16 protein-coding genes and 1 pseudogene are annotated in these 18,526 nt (G+C 40.1%); 2 read left to right on the top strand and 15 right to left on the bottom strand.

The genetic code is table 11. The features are described from left to right. Positions 1-120 precede the first annotated feature (120 nt). Positions 121-891, top strand: coding sequence for a TSUP family transporter (locus V6670_RS12045; RefSeq protein WP_338651239.1), 771 nt, complete (start codon positions 121-123; stop codon positions 889-891). A gap of 44 nt (positions 892-935) precedes the next feature. Here V6670_RS12045 and panF read toward each other — a convergent pair whose 3' ends face one another. Both panF and V6670_RS12055 read right to left on the bottom strand, forming a co-directional pair. Further along, entirely contained in the window at positions 936-2,381 is a 1,446-nt protein-coding gene (gene panF, locus V6670_RS12050) for a sodium/pantothenate symporter (protein WP_338651240.1), read from the bottom strand. After that, on the bottom strand, positions 2,381-2,644 hold the full coding sequence (locus V6670_RS12055; protein ID WP_338651241.1) for a YhdT family protein: 264 nt from the start codon (positions 2,642-2,644) through the stop codon (positions 2,381-2,383). The genes panF and V6670_RS12055 overlap by 1 nt, the downstream gene beginning before the upstream one ends. Positions 2,645-2,809: 165 nt before the next feature. Between V6670_RS12055 and V6670_RS12060 the strand changes: the two genes are divergently transcribed. Next, on the top strand, positions 2,810-3,412 hold the full coding sequence (locus V6670_RS12060; protein ID WP_338651242.1) for a DUF6241 domain-containing protein: 603 nt from the start codon (positions 2,810-2,812) through the stop codon (positions 3,410-3,412). A 107-nt stretch (positions 3,413-3,519) separates the two neighbouring features. Here the strand turns inward: V6670_RS12060 and V6670_RS12065 are convergent. From V6670_RS12065 to V6670_RS12125, 13 genes and pseudogenes are all read right to left on the bottom strand, one after another. Beyond that, a pseudogene (locus V6670_RS12065) lies at positions 3,520-4,005 on the bottom strand (short-chain dehydrogenase); the annotation flags it as partial. Between the two features lie 86 nt (positions 4,006-4,091). Next, on the bottom strand, positions 4,092-5,570 hold the full coding sequence (locus V6670_RS12070) for an AMP-binding protein (RefSeq protein WP_338651243.1): 1,479 nt from the start codon (positions 5,568-5,570) through the stop codon (positions 4,092-4,094). 13 nt (positions 5,571-5,583) lie between these two features. After that, on the bottom strand, positions 5,584-6,315 hold the full coding sequence (gene fabG, locus V6670_RS12075) for a 3-oxoacyl-ACP reductase FabG (protein ID WP_338651244.1): 732 nt from the start codon (positions 6,313-6,315) through the stop codon (positions 5,584-5,586). Next, a complete protein-coding gene (locus tag V6670_RS12080) occupies positions 6,299-7,210 on the bottom strand; it encodes an alpha/beta hydrolase (RefSeq protein ID WP_338651245.1) in 912 nt (303 codons plus the stop codon). Before V6670_RS12080 ends, fabG begins: the two co-directional genes overlap by 17 nt. A gap of 12 nt (positions 7,211-7,222) precedes the next feature. After that, complete coding sequence (locus V6670_RS12085) at positions 7,223-8,227, bottom strand: 3-oxoacyl-ACP synthase (protein WP_338651246.1); 1,005 nt, start codon at positions 8,225-8,227, stop codon at positions 7,223-7,225. Beyond that, a complete protein-coding gene (locus tag V6670_RS12090) occupies positions 8,224-9,240 on the bottom strand; it encodes a branched-chain amino acid ABC transporter permease (protein ID WP_338651247.1) in 1,017 nt (338 codons plus the stop codon). The genes V6670_RS12085 and V6670_RS12090 overlap by 4 nt, the downstream gene beginning before the upstream one ends. After that, positions 9,237-10,109, bottom strand: coding sequence for a branched-chain amino acid ABC transporter permease (locus V6670_RS12095; protein WP_338651248.1), 873 nt, complete (start codon positions 10,107-10,109; stop codon positions 9,237-9,239). The genes V6670_RS12090 and V6670_RS12095 overlap by 4 nt, the downstream gene beginning before the upstream one ends. A gap of 15 nt (positions 10,110-10,124) precedes the next feature. Next, the gene (locus tag V6670_RS12100; protein ID WP_338651249.1) at positions 10,125-10,832 is read right to left on the bottom strand and encodes an ABC transporter ATP-binding protein; all 708 of its coding nucleotides are present in this window, start codon (positions 10,830-10,832) and stop codon (positions 10,125-10,127) included. Beyond that, on the bottom strand, positions 10,807-11,583 hold the full coding sequence (locus V6670_RS12105; protein WP_058843531.1) for an ABC transporter ATP-binding protein: 777 nt from the start codon (positions 11,581-11,583) through the stop codon (positions 10,807-10,809). Before V6670_RS12105 ends, V6670_RS12100 begins: the two co-directional genes overlap by 26 nt. 61 nt (positions 11,584-11,644) lie before the next feature. After that, positions 11,645-12,883, bottom strand: coding sequence for a substrate-binding domain-containing protein (locus tag V6670_RS12110; protein WP_141905768.1), 1,239 nt, complete (start codon positions 12,881-12,883; stop codon positions 11,645-11,647). A 298-nt stretch (positions 12,884-13,181) separates the two neighbouring features. Beyond that, entirely contained in the window at positions 13,182-13,715 is a 534-nt protein-coding gene (locus V6670_RS12115) for a GNAT family N-acetyltransferase (RefSeq protein ID WP_141905769.1), read from the bottom strand. A gap of 243 nt (positions 13,716-13,958) precedes the next feature. Continuing rightward, a complete protein-coding gene (locus V6670_RS12120) occupies positions 13,959-17,144 on the bottom strand; it encodes a BTAD domain-containing putative transcriptional regulator (RefSeq protein ID WP_338651251.1) in 3,186 nt (1,061 codons plus the stop codon). A gap of 162 nt (positions 17,145-17,306) precedes the next feature. Beyond that, positions 17,307-18,287, bottom strand: coding sequence for a diaminopimelate dehydrogenase (locus tag V6670_RS12125; protein WP_036117665.1), 981 nt, complete (start codon positions 18,285-18,287; stop codon positions 17,307-17,309). Positions 18,288-18,526 lie beyond the last annotated feature (239 nt).

Consider the following 18,526-nt stretch of genomic DNA (forward strand, 5'->3'; position numbering starts at 1 on the left):
CCTCCATATTTTTATTATAGGCTACTGTTGGGGACATTTTCCAATGAAAAAATTAGACTTTACAGCACCAAATAAATTAGTTACTATTTCAGTAGTAACTAATTAAGAAGAGGTGTAATCATGGTTTTCGATGTGGATGTACATATTCTAATACTATTAATTTCCTTTGGATTTCTGGCGGCATTTATCGATTCAGTCGTTGGAGGTGGCGGTTTAATTTCCTTACCAGCCTTATTATTTGTTGGCTTAAATCCCGCCGCTGCTGTAGCAACTAATAAATTAGCTGGTGCGATGGGCTCACTCACTTCGTCCATTTCCTTTTACCAGTCTGGTCAACTTGAAATTCGATCTGTCCTGAAATATTTCCCTCTCGCCTTCATTGGATCATTATGTGGTGCATGGACTGTTCATTTAATTAACCCAGCCCTACTAAAACCATTAATGCTTATCATGCTGGCAGCTGTTGGGATTTATACGATCTTTAAAAAGGATTGGGGCGCTGTTTCAACGGTAAAAAATCTATCTAAACCCCACTTATTTTTATTTATGATGCTATTATTCGCTATTGGGTTTTATGATGGGTTTCTTGGTCCTGGAACGGGCTCTTTTTTAATCTTTAGCTTCTTGCTTGTTGGCTTTGATTTTTTAAAGGCGGCAGGAAATGCGAAATTTTTAAATCTAGCGAGTAATGTGGCAGGTGTTTGTATGTTTGCTTACTTAGGTCAAATCCATTATGTATATGGTTTAGTCATGGGGGTTGCTCAAATTGGTGGGGCTGTGCTTGGCTCTCGCATGGCCATTCAAAAGGGAAGTGGCTTTGTCCGTACGCTTTTTATCATTGTGACGATGACACTCCTTGCAAAAAATGCCTACGATTATATGATTCATTAACAAAAAACAACGCCACAGTAGAAAATCTGCGGCGTTGTTTTACATTATATTAGGAAGTGCTCGTCCTTAAATATATGACTAGTAGCCAGACTTACGATTACAAAAATAATTAAGGAAGCTACAATTGGAATCGTAACCGTATGCATACCGAAAGCGGTCGGATAAAACCGGTCGATGAAAATATATAAAGCCATACCTGAAATCATTGACGAAATGGCGCCATATTTGTTTGCTTTCCTCCAGTATAACCCAAGAACTACCGTCCAAATAAAGACGGCCTCAAGTCCACCGAATGCAAATAAATTTAACCACACTAATAAATCAGGTGGATGGAGTGCAAAGACGATAACTGCTAAGCCAATCACAGCCGTGACAATAAAGCTTGCACGTTTAATTTCCGCATCACTTGCCTTTGGCTTCATGTAATTTAAGTAGATGTCTTTGACAACTGTAGAGCTTACTAGCATGAGCAGTGCATTAACAGTAGACATGGTAGCGGCCATTGGTGCTGCTAAGACAATCCCTGCTAAAAATGGAGGCAGTACCTTCAATGTTAAGAGTGGCATGACTTTATCACCAATATCGATACCAGGTAGGACAGGTCGTGCTAACACACCTATTAGATGCATTCCAAACATGATTGTCCCAATGGCAATCGTGCCAATAATAATCGCTAAGTGCATACTTTTAGAATCCTTATAACTCATCGCACGCACGGCGATTTGCGGAAGTCCGACCACACCTACACCAATTAATATCCAAAACGTTGAAACATACAGTGGCGTTAAATCCCCTTCTGCACCAAATGGAGATATGAAATTGGGATTTTCTGCGACCAGCGAGGTCATAATTTTATCGATACCTCCACCTGCAATAATAGTTCCGATTAATAAAATAACAGTTCCGATAACCATGATGGATCCCTGTACAGTATCCGTTAAAGCAACTGCTCGGAAACCACCTATAATGACATACACTAATACCGAAATCGCAAATATAAACAGTGCCGCCGTATAATGTAAGCCTGTTAAAGACTCTATTAAACGTGCTCCTCCTACCCACTGTGCCATCATCGCTGAAAATAAAAAGACAATGATACTAATAGCAGATAGAATGACAATGACATGGCTTTTATAGCGTTCTCGTAAAAAGTCGATAAGCGTAATAGCTTGGTGACGACGAGCAATAATGGCAAATTTTTTCCCTAAAATCATCAGGACAAAATAGCCCGCAGGTAACTGTGCCATTGCAAGTAGCACCCAGCCGAGCCCCTTCGTATAAGCTACTCCTGGCCCCCCGATAAAGCTACTCGCACTACCATATGTAGCTATCATTGTCATCGCTAGAATAAATCCACCCATTTCTCGACCACCAAGGAAATACTCCTGTAGAAACGAGTTAGAAGAGCGGACATGTTTATTGGCCCAGAAACCAATTCCAAATATAATAATTAGAAATAATAGCAATGGAAATACAACTTGCCAATGCATTAGCGCTCCTCCTCCTCATCTTCAAATGGAACTTCTTTAAAAAAGAGCTTCATTACGATCCAGATGAGCAGGATCATAAAGCCTGTCCCTGCGATACAGCTATAGAAAAACCAAGCAGGAAAACCCAAAACATATGAATAATTTGCGGGATCACCTGCACCTAGTCCATAAGCAAAGCCAAACCAAATCGTAAAGTTGACAAGGACTAGTCCTATCCCAATAAGCGCCTCTTGATGCGCTATTTTAAAGCGTTGATCTTTCACATGCAATCCCCCTAACCTTCTCTATTTTACTGATATGTTGGTCTGATGGGAAGAGATGTGAAAAAATAAGCGTCCTTGACTTCACTACACTTTAATAAGCAATATATTTACATATTCCATTGCACATGCTAAGTTGGTGATAATTGTAAAAATAGGCGATGATAAATGAGATGGATACATGTTGTAGGAATTGTTGTTTTAACCGCACTGTTAAGTATAAGCGGAACATATTTTGTCACGGACAAGAATTATAAACAAGAAACCTCTAATAAAGGTACTGACAGTGAATTAGATAACAGTCCAAAAAAAGAGGTCAAGGAAGAATTTGTATCGACAGTAGATACGAAATTTGGTTGGGAAAACCCCGTCTTCTCCATGAAGATTGATGAATGGAAAAGTGGAGATGAACCATTTGTTGACAATCTAGTAGAACTTCAACAAATGTCGTACCAAAAAATAATTGCTGATGAAAAAGAATCCTCCATCATGATTACACTTGAAAGAATTGACACATTGCTGCAAATGGTAGAGGAAAATAAAGATGATTATGAATACAGTGAACAATATTTGGATGTATTAAATCGTTGGAAATTAGGTGATTTTTCATCTGTAGACCAAGATCATAATGATATATGGTTTCTTCAAGGATCAAAGCAAGGTGGGATCGCTTATGGGATTGCAACAAAAGAACAAGAAATCGATTATATTTTTCGAGTCTTCGCTAAAGAGGTAGTAGAGGTGTTTGGGAGTTCCATTCATACGAACTAAGCAACTAGCTTCTGTATTGTAAATTCTACTAATGGTGAAGGTTTAGCCTATAAAATACAGTAACCCCCGTCTACAAATAGTTAGACGAAGGTTAATTGCCTCTATGATTATGACGGCCGCTTTTCCCAAGGCTGTAATGTGCCAACAATAGTGATAAGACGATTTTGTCGAATTGAATCAATAACACCTTGGGAGATTTCCTCATTGGTAAGCCACCTAGAATGACTATTTACAATGATAAAACCTAGCTGTATTTGGTAGGATAGAGCCGAATTAGGCAAATTTAAATTTTCTTGGATTCCACTTAGATTCGCACGACTCCCTAAGATATGAAATAATTTCCATGTCCTATTCCTGCAAGGTGAAACTTCACTAACTATAAAATCTAAAGTCCTTCCAGCATATGAATGAATCCACGCAATGACTAAATCAATGGGTCCATTTTGTTCAATTGTTGCCCTTAGTTTCGTCTGTAATAAGGGAATATTACAATAATCAACTATGATTGGCGTTATCTGTGATGGATCTGATGATTGATGAATGACACTTTCTATTCGAAATTCGTTCCGTTCAATCACAGAAACATGAAAACTTTGACTTACTAACTAAAGAGATGTGTTTGTTAACATCCCTGTCCCATCAATTACTAAAGCGTGTACCATTCATATAACTCTCACTTTTATTCACAAGGCGTAGCATCTACAAGCATATACAAAGCCTTTTTATCAATTTTGCCGACGCTTGTTTTCGGTAATTCCTCTAAGAAAAGGATTTGTTTAGGGATTTTAAATCGACCTAGCTGTTGATGGCACAGCTCGTGGAGTTCATCTAAAATGGTCGCTACTTGATTGTGACAGACAATGAAAGCAGTCACAACCTCTCCCCAATAGTCGTCTGCTACGCCAATTACGGCAACCTCCTGTACATCAGGATGCTGTAACATACACTGTTCGACTTCCTGAGGATAAACATTTTCACCACCGGAGATTATCATTTCTTTTCTACGTCCAACAATAAAGAAATCGCCATCCTCATCCATCATTGCTAAATCGCCCGTTTTTAACCAACCATCTTGCATGATATTGGCTGTTTCCTGCTTGTTATTCCAATAGAAACGAAACATATGCTTGCCTTTTACCAATAGCTCCCCCACTTCACAAGGTGCACAATTATGTCCAGTCGGTTTGATGATTTTAGCTTCAATGAACTGCATACTTTTCCCAACAGCTCCTTTTTTGGCATAGGCATCCTCGCGAGCAATGAAAAAGTTATTGGGCCCTGCCTCCGTCAAGCCGTAGCCCTCTTTAAAAAATAACCCCTTCCTATAAAATGCATCGTAAATAGGATGAGGACATGGGGCACCACCTGATAAAAATACTTTCATCGAAGGAAATTGATTTTCCTGAAAATATTTCGTGGCAATCATTGCTTGATACATCGTTGGGACAAAAAGTGAGATCGTTGTTTCATATTGGTTTGTAGCTCGCAGTGCTGCCTCCGCTTCAAATTTATCGCCAATAATAACAGTCCCACCAGCCATCAGTAAGGGGATACAAAGCGCATTTAAGCCACCTGTATGAAACATGGGCATATAATTTAAAGTACGATCTTTGTCGTGCAAACCCCAGCTAATAATTGTATTCATGGCATTCCAATTGACTGACTCAAAGGATAACACGACCCCCTTTGGCCGACCTGTTGTCCCCCCTGTATAAATCATGAGCCAGGGATCATCTACTTCCATAGGTTGCTTATTAACGCTCCCTTTCTTCTCTTGTTGGATACTATGAAGCAGAAACATTTTGTCTAACACGACTGGACAAGTATCCTCCTCTTCATACAATAAGATTGAAGGGGTCGCATCCTCCAAAATTTGTGTTAATTCCTCTCTACTTAAGCGCCAGTTTAATGGCACATAAATAAGCCCTCGTAGCCCACAGGCAAATAAAATAGCAAAAAGTTGGATATGATTTCTCGCAAAAACTGCGACTCTACTTCCTTTTTTTAGCTGCTGACGCTCGAAAAATTGACTCCATTTGCCGATTTCCTCTGATAATTGCTGATAGGTCCATTGCTCCTCTGACGCTAGATTAATCAAGGCGATGTGATGAGGCGTTAAGGCGGCACGTTTTAAAATCCATTCTTGCTCAACAAACATCTTGACACCCCCATCACATCATAATGGCGCCATCTACATGAAGCGTATGACCATGAACATACGATGCCTCATCAGATGCTAAAAACAAATAGGCATTGGCTATATCCCGTGGGGTTCCTAAACGTTGTAACGGCACGATTGCCCGCATTTGAGCCAAAATATTTTCAGGCATCTTTTTGACCATAGCTGTTTCTGTAAAGCCAGGTGCCACTGCATTGACATTGATACCTTTACGCCCTAATTCCTTTGCCCATGTTTTGGTCATCCCTACAATGGCAGCTTTCGTCGCTGCATAATTCGTTTGACCAACATTGCCATAAACCCCACTAACCGATGATGTATTAATGATTTTGCCACCTCCAGCTGCCACCATATGGGGAATGACCTCCTGTGTGCAATGAAAAACGCCTGTCAAATTGACATCTAACACCTGCTGAAATTGGTCATCTGTCATCTTTGTTAGCATTGCATCTCTTGTAATACCTGCATTATTCACTAAAATATCAATGCGTCCAGCCTGTTCGATCACTGCTGTCACCAGCTGGTTAACGCTCTCTCTACTTGCCACATCCACCTGTATAAATGTAGCGTTTCCGCCTAGTTGTTGAGCTGCGAGATTCCCTGCCTTCTCATCGAAATCAGCGATAAACACCCATGCCCCTTCTTCGATGAAACGCTCGGCAGCCGCATAGCCGATGCCATTGGCTGCACCTGTAATAATGGCTACTTTATTGTTTAAACGCATACTGTCTTCCTCCAATTTCTAAAAAAGCCTCGATTTCAGCTGTTAATTGTGCTAAATCATCCATCAATGGTGAATGCCCACAATCTTTTAAGCTAACAAACTGTGCCGTTTTGCCTAAGTCTTGCAGTAATTCCGCATTCATTTCCTCTGTAATAACTAAGTCACGATCCCCTCTCAGTACTAAAATCGGTATCTGGAGTAGGAGAGCTTCGTGTGACCCTTTTGTCACATCATTGTCAACAGCACTTATATTAAATGTATTGAGTGCATGATACACCTCTGCTAAGTTGCGCTGTGTTAGCATATCCTCTATATATTCTTGGTATTTTTCCTCGTTTGGTTGCTGATGGGTATAAATTAAAGCATTCCATATCGACCGTAAACCTTCGCCGTTTTTTGTGTCATAAAAGCCTTGGATAAGCTTTGTTTTAGATGCATCCACAAGTACATCTTCATAGTTATAGGCTCGCTTAAAGCAGGCTGGATCGCCTGTTCCTAAATCCGTATAAAATGGATAGCCACGTGTAGAAGCGGAAGCCAGTAAGATTAATTGCTGGCAATAACCTGGATAATTGGCTGCAAACTGCATACAAACAGCTCCGCCAGTTGACCAGCCAATCATGTCAAAGCTTTGCAATTGCATCGCATCCACAAATAGCTTCACATCATCACTAAAATCTTTAATGGTATAGATTGGCTGATGATAGGATGAACCTCCAAAGCCTCGTAAATCGATTGCATAGATGGTGTATTTATCATCTAAAGCATCTATCAGCACATCCCAATGCTTAGAGGAAGTCATATTGCCATGAACCAACACTAAAGGATGACTTCCTCCAGCTCTTTTGCGATATGCCATCGTCTCACCATTTGCTAGTTGAATTGTTTGTAACATACCATTTCCCCCTTATCCCCAACGTATTGTGATAGCCCCCCAAACATAGCCAATGCCTGCACTCACTAGTGTCACAAGAGCACCTGCTTGAATACGATTTTGCTCCTGAGCTAGCTGTAAGGACAATATTTGATCGATTTGCCCAATATGTCCATAGTCTTGTAAATAAATAGACTGTTCCTGCTGTAAGCCAAGCTCTGCTAAAATATAATCATGTGCAGACCTTTTCATATGCAGCATTGCTAAGTAGTCGAGCTGTTCTTCACTGTATCCACTTTTCGCTAGAGAACGGCGAATAACCTTCAAAAAATGGCTTAATGATTTTTGTTCTAACCTCTCCTTCATCCCAATCGGGTCCAAAACGTCAAGCTGATATAAATTTTCTGTTAAATGGAATGGTGTTAACGGTGTTTTCGTACCTCCAACTGGTACAACTACATCCTCTGAGAAAGAACCATCTGTCATAATTTCCGCCTCTAAAAGCTGATTTTTTTCATAGTTTTTTTGTAGCAATATGGCACCTCCACCAGCCGCCAAATTGTACATAAAGCGCGTTCGTGGATTGCTGTAATCGATAAAATCCACATTGCGATAGCCACCTGCTAAAAGAATGGTATGAATTGTGTCATCTGATGCCATTAAACTTTTCGCTACTTTCAACGCCATGATCGTCGTACCACAGCGCAATTGCACATCAAATGCCCATGCATTAACTGCACCAAGCTCCTCTTGCATTTTGATGGAGGCTGTCCATAGTGGATATTCCTTATGCTCTTCACCCATATAGATGATCACATCAATATCTTTCGGGTCCAGATTTGCTTTTTTTATTGCATCCTGTGCTGCCCATATGCCCATTTGCACTGTATGATCATGCTCACCAGGGATTGGCTTTTCATAAATGCCCATTTTTTGACGGATAATGTCCTCTGGAATATTTGAAAGAGCCGCAATGTCCTGCGAAGTCATTTTATTTTGAGGTAGATAGATACCTGTACTGACAATACCAACAGTCATTCAAATCGCTCCTTTTCTTGGGACAGAGCAACGGGCTTTTTTCTTTGCTTTAGCTTTGCTCGCCATTTCCAAAACAGCAGTCTTAGTGAGCCAATAATACCTTTCGGGAAAAAGATAACGGCTAAAATATAGAGAATCCCAAAGAAGATAATCCAGCGTTCAAAAATAGGGTAATCTCGTGCTAGCCCTGATAATGCATGCTGTGCATATTCAATCACTGCTGCCCCTAGTAATGGCCCTACTAAAGTGCCGACTCCACCAATAATCGTCATTAATAGCGCATCGAGTGTAATATCCATCGCCATCACACTCGTGTTAACAAAGCGTAAAGAAATCGCATATAAGGAGCCTGCAAAGCTCGCAACAATGCCTGCAACAACGGAGGCAATCACTTTATAGTGCAAGGTATTAAAGCCTAATGATTTCGTCCGTTGTTCATTTTCCCGAACAGCAATTAGTAGTCGACCTGTCGGCGAGTTAACAAAACGGTGGAGCGCTAAAAAGATGACAACTAAGCTTGCTAACACAAAGAAATAGAAGGTCATCCGATCTCTAAAAATATCTGGTGCTCGAAATGTAAAGCCATCATTGCCATACGTGACAGAGCGCCACTTTTCAGCCACTACTAAAAATAACCCCGAGAAGGCTAGTGTGAGCATCGCAAAAAAATGACTTTTCAAGCGCAAGGTTAATAAACCTACTAAAAAACTAACAAAGCCTGCTATTACCATGCCTATCACGATGGACAACAGAAAGATGAATAGTGTGTTCTCCATTTGCTTGAGCATGACCGCTGTCGTGTAAGCGCCAATACCAAAAAACATAGCATGCCCAAAGGAAACAATTCCTGTATAACCGAGCAAAATATCATAGCTCATCGCCAGTATTCCAAAAATGAAAATTTGTGTGAGTAAAATAAGCAGTGTCCTTGAATCATTGACAAAAGGGAGCACAATAAAAATCGCCAATAACAGGAAAAAAGCGATAGAGCGTAAGGACATTTTCTTGTTCATGATGTTCGCTCCTTTCGCATCGTAAACAGCCCCTGTGGACGGAAAATTAAAACGATGGCCATTAAAATCATATTGACGGCTAGTGACAGCACAGGCACATAATAAGCCATAAAGCTACCTGCTAGCCCTACTAAAATAGCAGCCAACAATGAGCCTGAAAAACTACCCATTCCGCCAATGACGACGACAATAAATCCTAAAATGGCGTACTCCATGCCCATCTCCGCATAGATGACGCCCGAATACGGAGCCATCAACATTCCACTAAGTGCCGCCAGAGCCGCACCCACCATAAAGACATATAGAAATACACGCTTAATATGAATACCAAGAGCCTGTGCCATTTCCTTATCCTGCACACCAGCTCGAACGATCAACCCAATCTTCGTGCGTTTCAGCATATATTGAAAAATACCAAAAATCACAAACCCTATAACAATAATAAATAGGCGATATTTGATGATAATCACGTCACCAAATTCCCAGCTTCCCGCTAAATAGCTCGGGGTTTTCACGGCAACACCATTTGGACCAAAAACCACCTTGATGAATTCTTGCAAAACGAGCATAAGCCCTAACGTAATTAAAATTTGCTGAATATGATTGCCGTAAACAGGCGTAATAATCAATTTCTCTGTAAGCAGTCCAAGTAACGCGCCTGTCACAAGCGCACCTATAATTCCTACGATAAAGCTTTCTGTCCACATATAGGTAAAGATTCCCGCATAGGCTCCCCAAACAAATAATCCACCATGCGCAAAGTTCAACACATCCATTAAGCCAAAAATTAACGTCAAACCTGCCGCCAGCAGAAAGATCAGCATCCCTGTTGCTAAGCCATTAATGAGTAAATTGATGAAAAGCTCCAATGATGGTCACCCCCTTTATCCAATTCCTAAATACTTGCGTTTTAGTTCTTCATTGACAATCAGATCCTCCATCATGCCCGAATTTACTGTTCTGCCATCATCGATCAAAGTATAGGTATCACCAATCCGGCTAGCCATCATAAAGTTTTGTTCAACAAGAACAATGGACGTTTTCTTTTTCATTTCCACAATCGCTTCCATCACCTTCTCCACCACTATGGGCGCAAGCCCCTTGGAAGGCTCGTCAATTAATATTAATTGGCTATCATTGATAAAGGCTCTTGCCATGGACAGCATTTGCTTTTGCCCTCCTGATAAATGCCCGCCAGCCTTTTTCCAAAACTTCTTCAAATCGGGAAACAGCTCCAGCACATATTGCTGTCGCTCTAACGTGGCAGTATCCTCCTTATACATAGCTACCTTCATATTTTCCTCTACCGTTAAATCTGCAAAAATCCCTTGATTTTCAGGCACATAACCTATCCCTAATTTAGCCACCTTGTATGTTGGGTTTTTTTTAATGGAGTGGGAGCGAAAGGCGATTTCGCCATTTGTCGCAGGTGTTAATCCCATAATTGTTTTCAAGGTCGTTGTTTTACCTGCACCATTTCGTCCAAGCAGTACGCTAACCTGTCCCTCTCTCGCTTCAAAATTAACTCCCTGCAAAATGTGATATTGGCCGATATGCGTGTGAACCTCATTTAATGTCAGTAAGGTGGTCATCGTACAGCCCTCCTAAATATGCTTGTTGTACGGTATCATTATTCATAATTTCCACGGGTGAACCATCTGCTAGTAGCTGACCATTAAATAACACCATAATGGAATCCGATAAATCTAAAATCATATCCATTTTATGTTCAATGAGCAGAATGGTTTTATTCCCCTGATTTTTAATGGTCCGAATGACCTCTAAAATCGTAGGTACTTCCTCTAAAGACATACCAGCGGTTGGTTCATCGAGTAGCAGAATTTCCGTATCCAACGCAAGTAGCATAGCAATCTCAAGCTTTCTTTTCTCCCCGTGTGATAGCATCGTTGTCAGGGCGTCCCGTTTATTGTCGAGTAAAACGAGTGATAATAGCTCCTCCGCTTTGTCGGTAATCGCCTTATAGCTTTTGTAGTGTCGAAATAGCTGATAACGAATCTTTTCCTTTGACTGCACGGCTAAACGAACATTTTCAAGAACCGTTAAATTTGGAAATACATTCGTGATTTGAAAGGATCGACCCAATCCCATACGTGTTCTTTCGATGGCCGACTTTTGGGCAAGTGATTGCCCTTTAAAATAAACATCACCCGCAGTTGGTTTTAGCTCTCCACTAATCAAATTAAAGAACGTTGTTTTTCCAGCACCGTTCGGCCCTATAATGGACTTTAAATGCTTTTCAGGCATTTGAAAATTAACGCAATCCACCGCCGTATGTCCCCCAAACTGAATCGTTAAATTGTCTGTGTGTAGTATTGGCTCCATCCTCTACTCCCTTCTCCTCTAATAGTTATGTAGAAAGACAGCCATGCTGCCTCTCATTTGTTTAATTCATAACAGGTGGTGCTGTTTCCTCAGGACTTAACTCCCGAATAAGTACGGGTACTGGATAATCCACGCCATCCTGTTGCTCTAAGCGAATCGAATACATCGATTGAAGGGCTTGATGGTCCTCTTCACGGAACGTCATCGTACCTTTTGGTGTCTCAAATGACATCCCCTCCATTATGCCGATCAGCTTGTTGGCATCTGCATCTCCCTCCGACTTTTTCAATGCCTCCATAATGGCAATCGCCGCAGACATGCCGCCAGGTGTAAATAAGTCAGGTACTTCATTGAAACGTTTTTGATGTTCCTCAACTAACCATTTATTGACATCATTTTGCGGTAGTGTGTGGTAATACACCGAAAAACCTTCCATACCAACCAATGGATTCATAAATTGAAGCGCTATAATATCAGGTGCTCCCGTTGAAATTTTAATGCCCTTTTCTTGAATTTTAAGATCTGCGATTTGATTCCATGGTGAATTTGCTCCTGCCCAGACAACGAATAAATAATCAGGCTTAGCATCTAGCACCTTTTGTAAATTAGACGTAAAGTCTGTTGCTGCTGGGTCTGCATACTCCTCTAACACAATGTCAGCACCCAATTTCTCCGCTGCTGTTTTAAACGCATTCACCCCATCCCAGCCAAACGAATAATCTGGGGCAAATGTAGCAATCTTCACACCTTTACCAGCAATAGCCGCCGCGGCTGCATAGGCATCCTGTGATGAATTACGACCTGTACGGAAAATATACTCATTAAACTCGGAACCTGTAATACTGTCAGCCACCGCAGGCTCCACCACCATAATTTTTTCATACTCCTCCGCCAGCGGTAGAACAGCGAGGGTATCACCAGAGCTTGAAGAACCTACTAAAAAATCAACCTGGTCATCTTCTAATAGCTTTGTTGCTTTCTGCACAGCCACCTCTGGCTTCGTCTCCGTATCCTCATACACAACCTCGATTTTCTTACCATTGACCTCCATCGTCCCACCAGTCGCATACTCAATCCCTAAATCAAATCCCCGCTGCGTCTGCTTCCCATAAGACTCAAGAGCTCCCGTTAACGAAGCAAGAACCCCAATCTTAATCGTGCCTCCTTCCGCCGTTACGGCTTTCGTCTCACCATCGGAGGAATCTGCATCTGTTGCATCATCCTTCGCATCCTCCCCACTACAAGCTACCAACACCACAGTCAACATCACTAAAAGAAACCAATACCACTGCTTCCTCATCCCATATCCCCCTTCAAAATAAGCTCCCTAGAAAGCGCTTTCTTGCTATGACAACACTATATAAAAGTCCAGTTACAAATTAGTTACAAAAAATGCTTTACACTTTTGTGCAAAGCATTTTTCTGTATCGATGTTATGGAATTATTTATTAAAAATTTAAAAGTGTTAAAAGATTTGTCGCTACGCTATTAATTACATCAGGTAAAAAGAAAGACAAAAACGTTGAATGTACAACATTTTTGTCTTTTGTATTAGGAACTATTTTTCGAGTGTTTCAAACTGCATTCTGTAGTACGCTTCATGATGACCATTCCTGCTTCAATACACTATACAAGAAGGAATCTCGCCAAACGCCGTCTTTCATTAACATATTTTCACGTAATATTCCTTCTTTGGCCATTCCAACCTTTTCTAAAACCTTTGATGATCCAATATTTCTTGGGTCACAGGTTGCATAAATACGATGGAGTTTTAATGTGTCAAAACCGAAAGCGATCACTAATTTAGCACTCTGCGTTGCTACTCCCTTCCCCCAATAGTCAGGGTTAACAATATAGCCAATTTCCCCCACTTTATTCGTGAAATCCCTAATCATTATCTCAACCGAACCTATTAAAGTTTCTTGATAAATAATAGCAAAAACGAATCTTTCCCTTGGTGTTTGTCTTGCTTCATCGAGTGCATCCTGAATGAATTCTTTTGAATCCTCCTCTGTATTCGGTCCCCATGCTTGATACCTACAAACAATCTCCTGTGAGGCATATTTATGAACATCAACCCAGTCATGTGGCGTGAATTCCCTTAAAAATAATTTTTCATTTGCAAGTATCACTTTAATTCATCTCTCCCTCTACACGATTCAACCATTCACTCTTCAGCTTGGTAAATAATTCAGCTTGTTCAATCTGTAAATTGTATCCAGCCTTTTATTTGTCTGACAAAATGGCATTGTTGTTCCTCTAAATATGTTGCTTTTTTAACTTGTTCATATAGTTCATTCCTACTTATGAGCGGCTCTCCCTACACTACAAAGTAGTACCACCCCAAGATTCCCTCATTTAAACGACGGAACTGGCTATCCCATAATTAAATCATAGACGGCCATGGTCGATTCCATAGGGGTTGTATTTAATTCCCGCTGTAACTGCTGGACACATTTTTCGTACCATTTGCATGCTAGAGAACGGTTTTGGAGTTGGTAGTAGCTGTACATAAGCAGGCGATAGCCCTCCTCCCATAGTGCATCCTCTCCAATTATTTTCTCTGCATAGTGGATGGCTTTTTTATATTGCTGCTGCCTTGTGGCATTTTGTGCCAAACGTTCTAGAACTTCTATATATAAAAATTGTAACTTTTCGCGATCTTGAGTAAGCCAGTCGATTTGCTTTTTTTCTGCATATAAGGCGTCTGGATAACTCGCTTCCGCTAACAGTAGCCATTCATCGGACAACAGTGGATCAAATTCCTCCATTCCTAGGTTGTAATAATAGTGAAATCGTTCCACATCAATTTGGAGAAAGGCAATATTTTGCAACTGATACATATTATTCTTTCGTTGAATGAAAAAGCTCTCCTGCCTTGCATGTCGTTGTGGCTCCAACACTTTTAATAATGTATTTAAGACCACTTTAAAATCCCGATCTAAGGACTCGACAGTGCGGTCTGGCCATAATGCCTGCGCTATTTCCTCCTTTGGTGTAAAACGATTGCGATGACAATATAGATACACGAACAATTCCTTCGATTTATCACGTTGCCATTCTTTATCTTCGAGCTTTCTTTGTGCTCGAATTAAACTTAAACTCCCAAAAAGATTGATTTGTATTGCATCATGCGGATAATTGATACTGTCCTCCACTTGAAAATAGCTTCGTAATGCAAGAATGGCTGCATGTTCCACACCTCCTGTTTGGCTAAAATGCAATAGCTCATAGAAAATCATTCGATCACTTGGACCAAGTATCATTTTCCTTTGTAAAAAATAGTCATAGCCATTTGCCAAACATAATTGCGCAAACTGTTGAAAATACGGATGAAATTGGTCTCTATTCTTTTCTTGAAACGCGATAACGGATTGATAGAATAGAACATGCATCAAGCCATTGCGATCTCCGCATTCTTGAAATAGTTGTTGTGCCTTCCTTACTAATTGCTTCGCTCGTTCTGTTTCTTGCTGGGAAAGAATGATTTTCACTTCCGCTAAAAGAATGAGGCCCGTCATCCAAGCATCTTGTACTTGCTCGGTTTCTCGTAAACCCAATGCCAAGTACTTCTTAGCCGCTACTATATCTCCTAAATAGTGTTTGGCAATAGCTAGCCCCATATAAGGTTCGGCCTTAACTCGAGAAATATTAATGGCATTCAATAAAGTCAACGCTTTTTCATAGGCTTGACATGCCCCTTGATGATCTGGGAAATCCATTAATAGTAGCGCATGTGCTTTTCTGATATAACCAACCGCCTCTATAAAAATAGACTTCTCTCTTAACCCCCTGCGTATCCCATGCTGGGCTGCATACCAAGCTTCCTTTCCTTGTCCTAACAATGCATAGACAAAAGCTGCTAGTAGTTCACTTTCACGATGGGTTGCCACAAGCTGAGGTGGCAATTCAAGGCGCTGTGCTAATAATTCCTTCGCCTCTCGCAATTGCCCGGTCCGTAGTAAAACTCGGACATCCACATTCGCTCGTTGCATGACATCCGCTGGCAATGCCACGTCCTCCATAAATAACTGTGCACCTTTGGCCTTCCCTAAGTTCACTAAGTTTTCAGCATATTGCCGTTGAAGTTCTAATAATTCCTCTTTTAGTAAGGGGGTATATTTGGCAAGCTCTAATGCTTTTTCTAAATAAGGCTCTGCTAATGCAGGCTGTATAGTGTCTAAGTAAATATGTGCCAAACCTGCTTGAGATTTTGTCATAAATAGGTGATCCTGCTGCTGCTGTGCGATCATTGCACACTTGTCGTAGGATTGTTTCGCCTTTTCATAATAAGCACGGTAGCGATGGCATTCGCCCTCAAAATAATATAATCTATAAAATGTATCTTTTTCTTGTACAGTAAATCGATTGATTTTTTCTAATAACCATTCAAATTGTCCAGCACGTACTAATAGCTCTGCATGACGCTGTAATAGCTCTCCACAAAAATCATGGTCATTCGTTTTAAAGGCATGATAAAGCACAGCTTGAATATTATGCCGTTCCATATAATAGAATGCCGCTTGTTTATGAAGGTCCGTATAGTAACTTGTATGCTGACACCATTTCATTTCTAAAAACCGACTAAACAAAGCATGGAAGCGGTATAAACCATCTGTTGTCACTGGTTGGATAAATAAATGACGCTGTGATAAAGTATTCAACATTTGTGCCATTTCAAAGCCATAAAAATCTTCCAATAGCTCCGCTGAAAATGTAGGAAAAATAGCTAGTTTTAAAATGGTCTCTTGCTCCGTTGCAGTCATCCTACTATAAACCTCTTCTGACAAATAGGTGAAAAGATCATTCGGAGAAATCATTAGCCAATGATCTAAAGAAACATGATGCCATTGCTCTGCTAACAAGGAAAGACTGATGGCCCAGCCTTCTGTGATCTCCAATATCTTGGCCATTTCAGCATCGGATAAATGCACGTCTACATATTCTTCAAAAAAAACAGCAATTTCCTCAGTTGAAAAGGCCAGCTCGTCCTCGTTGATCACTAGCCACTTCTTTTGCAGCTTTAATTTTCTCATAATATCCCAATTCGGTAATGTTCTAGATGCGATAATAAAATGAATCGCTGGTGGAGCAAATTCAATAACTTTCTCCATAAAATAATTAATTGGAAAGACGTAATCCACTAAATGAAAATCATCAATGACAATTAGAAATGGCTCCTCTATGCTACATAGGCAATTGACAAAAAGCTTATACCAGCGATTCAGCTCCTCCATTTTAGGGAAGCGTGACAATTGATTCCACTCATCGAATGTAGGACCAAAATTCGGCACAACTCGCTGTATGCTAAAAAAAAGATGTCTTAAAAAGGGTAATAAATTATCATCTTCTTCGGAAATACTATACCAAGAGAATTTATTCGCTTCGTTCGAGAGAAATTGTGTGAGGATGGTCGTTTTACCATACCCTGCACCACTATGAATAAATGTACAAGTATGGTGACGACTCTTCTTTAATGTCTTCATAAGTGCTGCTCTATTGATACAATGAGTGGATGGACTTGGTGCCATACATTTTGATTGAATAATAATATCTGTCATGTTAATGATAACCTCCAAATTTGTGTAAGGTTACAATAGTTCCATTTTTTCGCAAAAATTCAGATTATTAAATTATTGACAGTTTACCATATTTTATCGAATGAATGGCAAAAATAAAAAACCCGATAATCAAATGAATGATAATCGGGTGATTTTCTATGATTATAGTAATTCTTTACGTAATTCAGCAGCTGATTTTGGTGAAAGCAGACTGAATGGAATATCAAATACTGTTTTCGCTCCTTTATCACCAGCTTGACTTAGACGATGCGCAGCACGTGCATAAGCCACTAATATACTAGATGTGAAGTTTGGATTACTTTCAAGTTTTAATGAGAATTCGAGAATTTGTTTATCGTTTGCTCCACTGTCACCACTGCGAATGACAAAACCACCATGTGGCATACCTGTGTGGTTTGCTGTAAATTCATCTTCAGAGATGAAGTTAACTGTTGTGTTATATTCATCGAAATAGTTAGGCATTGTGACAATTTCTTGTTCCACTTTTGCAGCATCTGCACCGTCTTCTAACACAACCCAACATTCACGTGCATGTTTTTCACGTGTTGTTAATTCAGGGTTTTCACCGTTACGTACACGTTCTACAGCTTCTTTAATTGGCAATGTGTATTGAACAGCATTTTTAACACCTTCGATACGACGTACTGCATCTGAGTGACCTTGACTTAAACCATCGCCCCAGAATGTATATGTTGTACCAACTGGTAATACAGATTCTCCTAGTAGACGATTTAAAGAGAATAAACCTGGATCCCATCCAACTGAGATAACAGACACTTTACCAGATTTTTGTGCCGCTGCGTCTACAGCATCGAAAAATTCAGGAATTTTCGCATGTGTATCGAAGCTATCAATTGTATTAAACCATTGTGCAAAATGTGGTCCTTGTTCTGGTAAATCTGTTGCAGAGCCACCACATAAAATCATGACATCAATGTCGTTTTGGAATTTTTCGGCGTCATCTACTAAATATACGCTCGCATTGCTTGCTACGTTTACTGTTGAAGGATCACGACGTGTGAACACCGCTACTACTTCCATATCTGGATTTTGTGAAATAGCATACTCCACACCACGTCCTAAATTTCCATATCCTACAATACCTACTCGAATTGCACTCATTAAAATTCCTCCTAACGATTTCGTGACTTTGTGAAAACTTTCACGTTAAATCTAATTACAATAATACTTTGTGTTAGAAAAATTCACAATAGTTTGAGTATGAGTTTTTTAAAAAGAATTTATATCAGTTTTCTATGGTTTTTATCCAAAAACGGTATGAATGCGGTTACAAATTACTAAATATTCCATGAATCTTAAAGTTATTGTAAAAGCCTTGTAAATAACGGCTATTTTTCCAA

Origin of the sequence: Lysinibacillus sp. Y5S-8 (genome assembly GCF_036894365.1) — a bacterium.
Lineage (GTDB): Bacteria > Bacillota > Bacilli > Bacillales_A > Planococcaceae > Lysinibacillus > Lysinibacillus fusiformis_D.